At 54.9% G+C, this 11,285-nt stretch carries 10 protein-coding genes and 3 pseudogenes; 5 read left to right on the top strand and 8 right to left on the bottom strand.

The window, feature by feature from the left end; translation table 11 throughout:
* Positions 1–269: 269 nt before the first annotated feature.
* Positions 270–737, bottom strand: a complete 468-nt coding sequence (locus tag FHX16_RS31000; RefSeq protein ID WP_246720098.1) for a hypothetical protein — start codon at positions 735–737, stop codon at positions 270–272.
* A 655-nt stretch (positions 738–1,392) separates the two neighbouring features.
* Positions 1,393–1,992 (bottom strand): TetR/AcrR family transcriptional regulator, encoded by a 600-nt coding sequence (locus FHX16_RS30995; RefSeq protein WP_183757158.1) that lies wholly within the window; start codon positions 1,990–1,992, stop codon positions 1,393–1,395.
* A gap of 115 nt (positions 1,993–2,107) precedes the next feature.
* Between FHX16_RS30995 and FHX16_RS30990 the strand changes: the two genes are divergently transcribed.
* Both FHX16_RS30990 and FHX16_RS30985 read left to right on the top strand, forming a co-directional pair.
* Positions 2,108–2,671 (top strand): DUF308 domain-containing protein, encoded by a 564-nt coding sequence (locus tag FHX16_RS30990; protein WP_183757157.1) that lies wholly within the window; start codon positions 2,108–2,110, stop codon positions 2,669–2,671.
* Between the two features lie 855 nt (positions 2,672–3,526).
* Positions 3,527–3,613 (top strand): annotated as a pseudogene (locus FHX16_RS30985) (YkgJ family cysteine cluster protein); the annotation flags it as partial.
* Between the two features lie 287 nt (positions 3,614–3,900).
* On the opposite strand, the gene FHX16_RS30980 reads toward FHX16_RS30985, so the two are convergent.
* Complete coding sequence (locus FHX16_RS30980; protein WP_183757153.1) at positions 3,901–4,164, bottom strand: DUF982 domain-containing protein; 264 nt, start codon at positions 4,162–4,164, stop codon at positions 3,901–3,903.
* A 688-nt stretch (positions 4,165–4,852) separates the two neighbouring features.
* On the opposite strand from FHX16_RS30980, the gene FHX16_RS30975 reads away from it, so the two are divergent.
* The gene (locus tag FHX16_RS30975; RefSeq protein WP_183757152.1) at positions 4,853–5,095 is read left to right on the top strand and encodes a DUF982 domain-containing protein; all 243 of its coding nucleotides are present in this window, start codon (positions 4,853–4,855) and stop codon (positions 5,093–5,095) included.
* Positions 5,096–5,561: 466 nt separating this feature from the next.
* Positions 5,562–5,724: pseudogene (locus FHX16_RS30970) on the top strand (DUF1127 domain-containing protein).
* A gap of 67 nt (positions 5,725–5,791) precedes the next feature.
* On the opposite strand, the gene FHX16_RS30965 reads toward FHX16_RS30970, so the two are convergent.
* From FHX16_RS30965 to FHX16_RS31775, 3 genes are all read right to left on the bottom strand, one after another.
* Positions 5,792–6,847, bottom strand: a complete 1,056-nt coding sequence (locus tag FHX16_RS30965; RefSeq protein WP_183757151.1) for a hypothetical protein — start codon at positions 6,845–6,847, stop codon at positions 5,792–5,794.
* A gap of 488 nt (positions 6,848–7,335) precedes the next feature.
* Positions 7,336–7,635, bottom strand: coding sequence for a transposase (locus tag FHX16_RS30960; protein WP_259132162.1), 300 nt, complete (start codon positions 7,633–7,635; stop codon positions 7,336–7,338).
* 56 nt (positions 7,636–7,691) lie between these two features.
* The gene (locus FHX16_RS31775; RefSeq protein WP_405049347.1) at positions 7,692–7,949 is read right to left on the bottom strand and encodes a hypothetical protein; all 258 of its coding nucleotides are present in this window, start codon (positions 7,947–7,949) and stop codon (positions 7,692–7,694) included.
* A gap of 182 nt (positions 7,950–8,131) precedes the next feature.
* On the opposite strand from FHX16_RS31775, the pseudogene FHX16_RS30950 reads away from it, so the two are divergent.
* A pseudogene (locus tag FHX16_RS30950) lies at positions 8,132–8,425 on the top strand (transposase); the annotation flags it as partial.
* A 1,073-nt stretch (positions 8,426–9,498) separates the two neighbouring features.
* Here FHX16_RS30950 and FHX16_RS30945 read toward each other — a convergent pair.
* On the bottom strand, positions 9,499–10,068 hold the full coding sequence (locus FHX16_RS30945) for a Panacea domain-containing protein (RefSeq protein ID WP_183757150.1): 570 nt from the start codon (positions 10,066–10,068) through the stop codon (positions 9,499–9,501).
* 277 nt (positions 10,069–10,345) lie between these two features.
* A partial coding sequence (locus FHX16_RS30940) for an Eco29kI family restriction endonuclease (protein ID WP_259132156.1) occupies positions 10,346–11,285 on the bottom strand: 940 nt, incomplete at its 5' end.

The raw sequence follows: 11,285 nt of genomic DNA, 5'->3' as shown, positions 1-11,285 counted from the left end.
GATCAAGATCGGTTTGCCAGTCCACGTCCATTGATCGGCCCTCCATAAGCCGACCTCTCATGAATCACGCAAACCCTTTCATGGGAATCCCAAAAATAACCCGCCCGCTAAAAACCTGCCAAAGTAGTGCTAGCTAGTGACGCTGCCTCCGACACAATCAGGCACGACGGCAGGGGGTCGCCAAGAAGGAAAGGGGCCGGTTTCCATGTTCGACATGCGCTCCGGCCTTTCTGGCAATACACTTAGGGGATCGATGCGCGCCCAAAGCCTTACGCAGCGCTTCCGGTAGATCCATCCAGACCGATGACCGCCGCCTCCGGTTCGCCTTGAAGGTGCCGATGAGGTTCACATGGGGAACCGGCCTCAGCAAATTGCTCTCGATGGCAGGGGTGCTCGCGAACCCGGCTAGACTGGCTGTGACAAGTTCTGCCGGGGATTGAGGCCTCGAGCGGTGCCGTAGCCGACGTCTGACCGGAACCCTTCATTTCAAGCATGGCTTCGCAGGACGCATCGACAAGCACAGTCAACTGTTCTGGACAGTGGACTCCCTGCCGGTAGACCTCGATGACAATAGCCGCAAGATGGAGTCGATCGGCTTGATCTTCGATGGAATGCTTTTGCGCGACGTGGTTCAGGACTTCATCACAGATCGACAAATCTTCCGATGTGAGTGCTTCGTCACGTTGTCGCATCTCTGGCTCCATCGTCGTTCGAAGTTCGCGCTTGGTGTATTTCAAGGCGGGCACCCCGAGTACTCCGGTGTCCGACGGGCTGGGGACGTGCAAGACTATGCAGAGTCGGATCAACATGAACAGTCGGACAAAGGTCCTGACGGTGACCAAACCGAAGTCTGACCGCTGCCGGACTTAGGTCCGATGTTCAAGCGCAACACCAATGACGTATTACACCTGAGGCGGGAGACATCCTTACCAAGGGACAATACATTTAACTGCAATGGGAAGAAGATATGAAAAAGCTCGTTATCGCGGCGCTGGCACTGGCGACCACGTTGTCAGCGTCGCCGGCATTCTCTCAGATCTACTTTGAGTACGGCGCGGGGCCTCGCTACCACGATGATCCACCAGCCGCGCGGGACTATCGGTACTCGCCTCGCTATGTGTACGATGACGACTATGACGGCCCGGAAAGCCGCTATGCCCAACGCTGCTGGACCAGGAAATACTACGGATACCGCCATGGGCACCGGGTGGTACTATACAGGAACGTTTGCGACTAGAGGCGCGCTCGAGGCAAACAGCATCTGTTTGCGTCTTGATCGTCCGATGGCTTGCGCAGCGTCACCCGTTGGCACGCGACGTTGCTTCGCGTTCTATCGCTTTCCGCAGCTGCGGGGATCGGAAACAATAAAACTCAGCTGCCGATGGGTTGGTTTCAAGGATTACGCTCATTACCAACCGCCTTCAACCTTTCCAGAAGGGGCTTCGTGATGATGCCGAACAGCTTGGGATCATTCAGTGCCCGCGCTGACAACATCGCGCCATGGACGGCCGCCATGAACAGTTGCGCTTCCTGACCAGGTGTATTGGCGATGCGGAATACCCCTTGATCGGCCCCTGATTTCAAAACGCCCGCCAACCACTCAGCCAACCGCTGGAAATGTGCACGCACCCGCGAAGCGATGTCATCTGGCAAAAGAGCGATCTCACTGGCGAGCATGGCACAGACGCAGATCGGAGCCGACGCGTCCTTGATGCATTTCTGCCAAAAACTGAGATAAGCCTCAAGCCGATCCAGCGGGCTCGGAATGCTCTTGTCCAAGCCATTGAGGCCATCAGATGCTTGCCTACGGTACTGATCGACGAGAACTGCGACCAGCTCGTTCTTTGTCGGGAAATGATGATGAATACTAGCCTTGCGGATGCCAATGACGCCTGAGATGTCGGCGTAGCTGAAACCGTTGTAACCGCCCTTCACGATGAAGGACTGTGCGATGTCCAAGATCTTTCCAGCGGTCGAAGTTGTTGTCTCCATAGTCATCCCTACCTATCGGTAGGCAGGTTGTCAAGCATGAAATACGATCATCAAAGGTTTGACATAAGGAATGAATCATCCTACTAGAAGGTAGGCCTCGGCATTGGAGCAAAGCATGAAAAGCCAGAAAACCCGGCAATCCCATTGGTTGCGATCGTACTACTACGTGCGTGCGTCCTTCTCGATCTTGTGGGTTTCTCTCGCAATCATCACTGCCGACAACCAAATCTGGGCATTGGGTCTGCTCGTAATCTATCCAGCATGGGACGCCGTCGCGAACTTGGTCGATGCTAGCTCAAATGGCGGATTCAAGGCGAATGGCTCGCAGACCCTCAACATTCTCGTCAGCACGGCAACGACGGTAGCGGTAGTCGTGGCAGCGTCAGAAAGCGCATTCGCAATATTGGCCGTATTTGGCGTCTGGGCGATCTTTTCTGGTTTGCTTCAGCTTATGACAGGTGTCCGGCGGTGGCAGTATCATGGTGCCCAATGGGCGATGATCCTGAGCGGGGGCCAGTCGTGCCTGGCTGGCGGGTTCATGATCACGCAGTCGTTAGGTGCTACGCCGCCATCGATTCTTGACGTCGCGCCCTATGCGGGATTTGGTGCGTTCTATTTTGCGGTTTCGGCGATCTGGTTGACCGTTTCTAGCCGTGGGACGGCAACTTCCGCGATTTGACTGCGGAGCTCGATCGAAAGCAATCGCGTTGACAGGATGACGATCGCGCTCTCTCACTGGCAATGCTTGCGGTCGGCAGTGCAACTGCGATGGTTTGGATGACTGGGCTTTCGCTCGCGCCTAGACGACCGATACCTTTATGTCGACGCCGGTGGTGCCGCGTATCGATTCCCACTCCAGGATATCGTTGAGCTGTTTCCGGTTGGTAACAGCATTGAATCAACGTCCAATTCGCCAGTGAGAAGTGCGGTCCTGAATCAGAATTACAATTCAAGCAGCGGGGCGGCGCCCGCCAAGCCCCCTCCACTTGTTAGAGGGATCAATATGGAAATCGAGGCTAGCCGCTTTCAGGCGAGCTGAGAAAGCGGGAATGCCCGTTGAGAGGTCCATGGACTTCCAAGCATGGCTTGAGAAATGGGTGCAGGGTGAAATCGACATGAAAACGCTGCGCAGTCGCTACATAGCGATGCTGGGCAGACGCGAGGAAGAGCGAAAAGCTGCGTTGCTGAAAGCGCCACGGTCATCTCCCGCGTAGTCAGCTGCCGCCAAGCTATACAGCGGGGCGTGGCTTCAAAAGCTACGCTCTTTCCTTTGAAGCCGCCGAAGGCTGTCGAATATCGCGGGGAAATTAGGCGGGGCCTCTCGTCTTGAATATAACTTTCTTGCTCATTATATACAAAGCATCGACTTTTGCTTTTTGAGCTTTGCTTTGCGTTACACGACGCAGCTGGCGAACCTTTTCTTACAGACATCGATCATTGACTGCCGATGGCTCTCGTCGGGCAGCGACCAATCGTGCGATTGAAAAGGATAATCGTCATGAACACAGGTATCGTTAAGTTTTTCAACACCACGGTCTATGAAGTTCGGCCAGATGTCTGTCGAGCTTGTGTTCCTGGTGATGATGCTTGTGAGACCGCGCGGGCTAAATTTGGTTTCTAGCGAGCGGGCCTCAGGTTCTTCCCGCGATTAGCTGTAGATGTGCACCAGGCAATGGGTACTTTGCTGTACGTTAGGATTCACTTGTAAGCTGATTTACTTGGCCCCGCCTCGGAGCCTTTTTTGTTTATGCGCCGCTCTTGCTTGATCGATTGCCTCTATCTGTTCCACCGCCGCCTCCACCCGCGAAACGCGAAATCAACTTCCTTGAACCTCTCGCAGTACAACCAAAGATATCGCTTTTACAAGGCAAGATCTAGATTGAAACGGAACATCTCCCAACCGTATGTTCAATGAACAACGCGGATTACCGGAATTCCTGCTTCGTCTGCAGCCCGAATGAGTGCCTCACGTGCTTCATGCGCCGTCAGCTTGCCGTGGATTGCGTCCAGACAAATCTTTACCGCTTCCATGTACTCCTCGCCGTCGTCAGATGGCCAGTCACCAATGAGAGCTTCCGCAGCCTCCCTAAGCGAACTCACAAGTCTGTATTTTTCTCGACCACCCACTACAAGCATCAGGGGAGCGAAAATATCGCTTCTGTGCCAATTCATTACAAAAGCCTCCTCGCGGTAAACACATTAGTAACCGTGCAAGAAGCGTTCCACCCTCAAGACATTTGGCGGTCAGTTCGAACGCCTCTGGGCCCGGAGCTCGGGCTTTGAACAGGCCAACGTTGGAATAGCGTTCGAGATGGGGCGTCGGGGAGCCCCGATTCAAAAGAGCGTGGCCAAGGCGTCAGATCGCGCGATATCATACCCGACCTTCACACCGACACACTCAAGGTGAAGAGCATCACTAGCGATGCGGAAAGCAATCGATTGGCAGTCTAGTTGCAGCCGGAAGTGAGCTCTGGACCGGCGTGAGAATTTGCTACCTGGCACACTAATTTGTCCTCGCAGCGCCGCCCGTCCTCGACAACCGGTGCGTGGGCAGGTTCCGGTAGAAGCGGACGATTCACCAACTATCAACAGGATAACCACAGCCCAACCAATTCAAAAGGAATAAAACTCTTACTTTTGGGCCACTTCTCCCTGGACGAGGTTGGGAGAAGGCCTGGAACACATTAGTATCTGCTGATGTTCTTGGGCGCTGGGTAGCACACGAGGAGTGGGCGGTCGGCGCAGGTCTTGTCGGCCGTCCGCGCCCTCGCAGAGGAAGTATCCATGACCGCGGTAGGGGCACGGAACTTTTCCAAGAATTGCACGTTTGCCCGTCGCTTGAGCCAACGGGGAGATCGTCATGTCAATCGCCAAGTGGGAAAAGCCCGTCCAAATCTCGGTGGGCTCGCGAGGTAGCGAATTCGTCACGAGCGCCTTCGACGCCGTTCTCTTTTTGAAAGATAGCTGGGAGGACTGTGAAACGGTGTCCTTCATCGAGGCGCGAAACGCGTGCCGAGGTGCACTCGCCGGTCAAATCGACACCGAGGTAGCGCGTGCAAAGTTTCTGGAAGCAATAGGGGCGGCCAATATGCACGTGCACTAGCCAAGGCTTGACGGGAGGGAACCTTGCCGTCGTAACGCGGTTGCTTGTTGGAGCGAACCCGCTGCGCCCGTAGGTGATTGCCGAGTGATCCGTCCTTGCAGAACTGTCGCGCAAGCCCGTGCTGATCATTTCAAGGCTCAGCTCCACGACAACAGACGCAGGCCACACTACCCCCTGCTCCCTGCCGAGCAGCTTTCAAAAGCCAAAGCCGATATCACCCACCATTCGCTGGAAACAGGGCATGGCTTGGCACCCGACAACTTCGATCTTACGCTCGCACGCTCTTGGCTCGAAGCGAATTTCTACGCTGACGAATTGATCATGTGACTTTGTCGGATTAAACTTGGATGCCTTTTAAAGCTATGCGTTTAGGGCATTACTAGCATCGTTAGTTGGCGCTGCAATGGAATGCAGAGGCCACCGAAGCGAACGAAGCGCCACGGACTGGCAGCCGGTAAATGGGATTATCACGGATGTAGCACGCTCGTTCACTAATTAGCGCAAGTACCATCAGGCGGTCTGAACTCGGCCGCATGACGAACCGCGGCATGACGAACCGCGAACTGCGCTACCTCGGCATCGACCGCGCGGACATCCGCAACGTCGCGAAGGCTGCATCTACCCGCTAAACTGCCTCGTCGGCAGCATTGTTCTAACGCTCGCTTCAAGACGGGTGCTTTTTTTCATCGGCGCGGTCTACCAACGTTCATTCTCGCGGCCATCGCTCTGCAAGCGCGAACGCATCGAAGCGACCGTGCGCTGCGGAGCGTCTAGAATTTTCGACAGATTGGCGGCACGCATCGCAACCGGAGCGCGTTGGAATTTCGTGCGCACGCTCTCGATCGTTTTGGCAACGTTGATGCTTGTTCCGATCGGAAATGCAGGATTGGTGCTGTGCCAAGCATTGGGTACCGTGATATCCGCCGGAATGTCAGGGCGCGAATTCAGGGCGCCAAACCAGTCCCACTCACCCATTACGTCCACGACATCCCTGAAAAGCGAAGGCATCCCGACTTTTGCGCTGATCGTGACGATCCGCGACCGTCCGGAGAGTTGCTCGGCCAGGTCTGGCCGCTCATCGACAATTGCGTAGAGCGCCTCGGAGAGAACAAGATTGCCTTTGGAATGCCCAACAAGAAAACGCGGCGCAAATCGTTTGTCCTCGAGCAACGAGATCACAGTTTCGGTATCCTGGCTTGTTCGTGTCCACAGGTAACCATGCTCAAGCTGTTCTGTGCTGGAAAACATCTTCGTGAATGCATCGATGGGCTCAAATACATGTCGGATGCTGTTGAGCGCACCGAACCAGAAAAAGCCACCGAGTGCTTCGGTCAAAACGTCCGCCAATCCGTATCCTGAAACAACAGCGGCAACGGGTTCGCCAAGCCCGTCGGCAACATTTCGCGCGAACGCGGCGGCTCCGAGCGCAGAACTACCGACGCCAGCGATTGCCAGCGCGTTGGCGCTGTCGGAATGGCGTAGAAAATCCTCAGGCGTCAAAAACACCTTGAGGCGACCCTCTCCCGAAGGAGGCACAAGGATGACGGCTCCTTCCCGAGCCAGCCAAAATGCAACGTCGGGGATTTCTTCAGGCGTCACTGCATTTACATCGTAGAACACTGCGTCGAGAGTGGCGTTCCGTCGCTGTAGCGCGTCAAGCGCCCAAGTGCGGAAGGGGTTGTCGGCAAACTTGGCCGGTGAAGCCAAAGCGCGTTCGATTTGGACGTCTGCAATTACTGGCAAGGTATGCATGTCAACCTCCCAATAGTGTTGCATTGCAGCATAGCTCGGAATCGGCCTTGCGGCAACGAGATCATGGGCCCCAATTGGAGGCGTAAGCTTCGGTTCCCATCACATCAGGTCTTTTGTCAAATGGATCATTTGAGTGGCATTGAATTCCTCCTTAGTGGGCGGATCCATGGTTTGAGCCCATAGCAACTACCGATCCGTTCTCGAACCTATACAACCTCATATGTGGAACGGCCCGCGTGCAAGGGGCTTCTCAACCGATTTATCCACGCGGACGGTGCGTTCATATGTACGGCCTTTGAATGCGGTACATGACCACTGGCCTCGATAAGATCCGCGGAACGAGGAGCTAAATCACATCCACGCACTTTGAAGTGCACTGAGGTTGACGGCTTCGTTCGTCCGGGATTTCGTCCCATGGGTTCATCGTTTGCTTTTGCACCTTGCTTCTGCCGCCGACGCCGGTCAGATCAGTTCTATCGGCTCACTACTCATCCGGCCTGCAATGCATCCGAGGTTAGATCTGAAGAATCGTAGATCCCGCCCTTGGTTAGTAGTGCCCAGATGATCCTAGCCATTTTATTAGCTAACGCGACCGCAGCCACTTTGAATGGGCGCCTGGCAAGTAGCGCTTTCAGCCAAGGCCGTGCCTTCTCACTTCTGCGCGCGATCCGCAGAGCTGAGGTCGCGCCGAGGACAAGAAGAACACGGAGCTCGGGATTGCCCATTTTAGAGATCCTGCCCAATCGCTCTTTGCCCCCACTGGAGTGAGGCCTAGGGGTAAGTCCCACCCAAGCGGCGAAGTGGCGACCTGACTTAAATCCACCGGGATCCGGAACCAAGGCTTTTATCGTCTTGCCGTAATGGCACCAACGCCTGGGATCGTCGTCAGCCGACGCGCGGTCTCATCGCGCTTTGCTTCGATGACAATAGTGCGTTCGATCATTTCAATCTGAACAGCCAAGGCGTCGATCTGATCCACGATGGCCGTGAGGGCGAAGCGTGCTGACGTTGGTAGTCGGGTGTCTTCGACATCTCGAACAATATCTATCAAGGCAGCGACATTAGGAACGCCCCCGGCTGCAATGATACCCAATTCCGCCAATGCGCTCTCAAGGCATTTACCGACTGCGTCCTCTGTTGCACCAGAAGAGCACGGGTCTTCAGCACCATCGCATCTGCTTGCTGCTCGGCGGTCTTGATGGGGACAAAGCGCATGGTCTTGCGGATCACCGCTTCGCTGAAGGCTTGGTCGTTGCTTGAACGCCAGAAAGGAGGGACCGTTCCATGAACCAAGCTAGCACAATCGGGTTGGATTTAGCCAAACACGTCTTCCAAGTTCACGGCGCTGACAATGAAGGTTCGGCCCTGTTCAATCGGAAACTGGGGCGCACGGAAGTGCTGCGCTTCTTCGAAAGGCTGCCTCCGTGCCTGGTTGGCATGGAGGCATGCGGTGGCGCGCACTATTGGGCGCGGGAGATTGCTCAACTTGGTCATGATGTGCGTCTCATTCCGCCGGCTTACGTCAAACCTTTCGTCAAGCGCGGCAAGACGGACGAGGCCGATGCGACGTTTTTAGCACTAGATGCTGTCGGAGCGGGCCGTTCCACCTCATCACATCCGGTCGCCGCAGGGCCGCTACTCACCCATGATGGAATCTCAAGAATCCATGATCTCCAATGCCAACATCTTGCAAGAGCACAGGTCAGCCTCGACCGGGATGCGCGAGAGGCTTTCCAATGTTAGCTGCAAGAATCACTTGGCCTTGTAGAACCAACGGGCAGCGGAAACCCTTATCGAAAAACTGGAAACCGACTTCAGGGCGTGAGCGGATGGTCGCGGAAGAGACTGGCTGGCCGGATCTACCTAGCGGCGACCCACCGCCTTTGGATCTTGCTTAGCAATCGTACACATGCTCCCGACGCGGCGAGGTGAGGTAGGTGCGAATTGGTTGAATGGAAGCACCTAATAGCCCGGATAGACCGGCCAAGCGTACCGATGGAAGATTCTCTCGAACATCGGATCGGTGTCTCGTGCCCTTAGATTTGCGTCTATAGCGCCCAAAAACAGCTATTTTGGCCCGTTGATTTGCGTCCAGTTCCCTTTAGAAATGCGTCTAACGAGTAGTGTTGCCTTGCGGTTGTATTTGCGCGTATTCACGTTTTTAGATTGCGCCTTCGGAATTGCCAGCAGCTGGCCCATGCGAAACGCCTTGCAGTTCAGCTCATGAGCCGGAGTTGACAGCAGCGCCTAGCACGAGTCGCGAACCGCATAGCAAGCTTCTCAAATCGAGATGAAATTCGACTCGGTGACGGCCTTTGATCGATTTATGGCTGAGACCTGGGGTGTCCAAGCTCGGCAGCTAAGTGATCAACCTGATGTTCAAGACGCCAATTATCGGGACCCATTTGCTCCCTGAGTTGGCCGCGTTACGGAGTAACTAGTACTCCACAAACGACAGCCGATCTAAAAAATCGTGCTCGTGACTTTGTAGCTGACAGGTTGGATCACCGTTCGAGCGCCAGCTTGAGATGGATACGAGGAGGTGCGTGCCGTCCTCGCGTGCGTCATTGCAAACCACATGGAGATGCTTACGGTCCGGATCGTGCGATGGTCCGGACGGTATCAGAAGCGTACCTCTCTTGAACATTCCGTCAATGAACTCGAATCTCGTCGAACATCGAGTCGATATATCGATGATCTTCAATTGCTTCGACCATTTCTTCCGCGTTCTCCATCTTCATTGCTTTGAAGATGCTCAACAAGGTTATCGGCTTGGATGTGTCACCGGGGTCTTCCCACTCCGGTATGTTTTCTTTCTGGTGGGTCCACCTTACGAGCTCCCACGTTCCCATTCCCCCAAATCGCTTCCAGACGGCATCAATCGCCTCGATCTCACCCGAACTGAGAAGGTCAAGTTCGTCCTGGCCCACGTCGCGTGCCAATCCGATTTTGTGCTGCGCCCGGTCGGACAACAGGCTTTTCCATCCCTCGGGATCAGGCCCAGCTTCGCCATTTATTAAGCGGTAGGTCGTGGAGTTCACCGGACCATGCTTCATCGCGACACGATTTTCATCCAGAATTGGGAAACCCCATCGCCGAAGGAATTCCCGATCACAGAGGTATACGAGCTTTACAACCTTTACGATGTCCATTGTCTTCGCCTTGCTCCTCAGCAGGAGCAGGGCGATTACTTGGGCGGCCTTTGTTGGATTATAGCTCATAACTGCGCTCTCGCCTCAACCTCGCGGTTGGTTCTTCTCGTTTGCAACTCTACTACAATATAGTCGCGATTCTGCTAAGAGCAAAAAATGCTGGCTCGCATTGGCCTATGGACCTCGAAAACTGGCGCAGCCCCGAGGGCAGCGCGAGAGCCGTTTAAAAAGGCCTGCGCGCGCTGCCGATTTTCCCTCTTTGGCCAAACTCTGAGCTGCCCACATGCAGATCCCACTGTCTTCCCATGGCCGTCTTTCATGTCTATCCCTCTAACCTCCTTTGAAGCTAAGACAGATTAACGGCCGGCACAAACCGCCTGGACTTGAGGGTCAAACTCCTGTCACCTGCAATTTCCTCCGATTCGGCACGGCTTTGTATGCCGCCGACCGTATAGGCGCATTGTCGCACCCACCAGGCAGCCTGCCGGTTAACACCAGACGACGGCATTCTGCGCTCGACAATGTTCTGAACGGCGGGACAGGTTGTCGTCCAATGTGCAACGTAGTCCTCTATCTGTTGCTGCAAGGGAACCGCCGTGTGGTCAACTGGGCGTTTTCGTCCTCCATATCCTCGCCCTGGATGAATCGTATCCCAGGCTGATTTTAGCTGTTGCCGTCGCCCCTTGCCGGGCATTTTATTGCCAAACCCGCGGATGCCATAATTCCAGATAGGTCGGAAGAATTCGCAAAGTGCGCTCTCTGCCGTTTCGATTTCGTCAGCCTGCAACTCGATGTAGCGCACACGAAAGTCGCGAAGCCGGAGATTTTTCGCAGACCGGATGGAAATGAAATGAGTGCGCAGTCTCCGAAACAGCGCCCCCGTGCGCTCATTTGAACTGCTCGCGCTTCCCGCTTTGCCAACATAAATGGGGTAGGCCAACCCTCCTTGTTCACTGAAGACCTCTGCGCCTCCGTAAAGGGGTCCTTCTCCCACATGATAGATGGCATAAACGCCTGCGCGAATTCTGCCTTCGATGGTCTTCGCCCTCAAATCTGCAGCCTTCGTCAATGGTATCGCAGCGCATCCCACGAGCTTCTTCGGATATTTTTTTCCTTTGGTGGAAAGCTTCGAGCAACCTTCCTCGGATTCCTGGCGGTTGGGAGAAACAAACTTTTTTGATGACATTTTTATGACCTTGCCCCGTTGAAATAATCCATTTTGAAGTAAGCTCTGGCCCATTGAGAGGACCAGGGAATGAAGCGCAGCCGTTTCACAGACGAACAGA

The organism is Rhizobium sp. BK661, assembly GCF_024808825.1.
In the GTDB taxonomy this organism is placed as follows: Bacteria; Pseudomonadota; Alphaproteobacteria; order Rhizobiales; family Rhizobiaceae; genus Rhizobium.
Note: the sequence above shows the minus strand (reverse complement) of the source record. Positions and strands in the feature narration are given on the sequence as shown.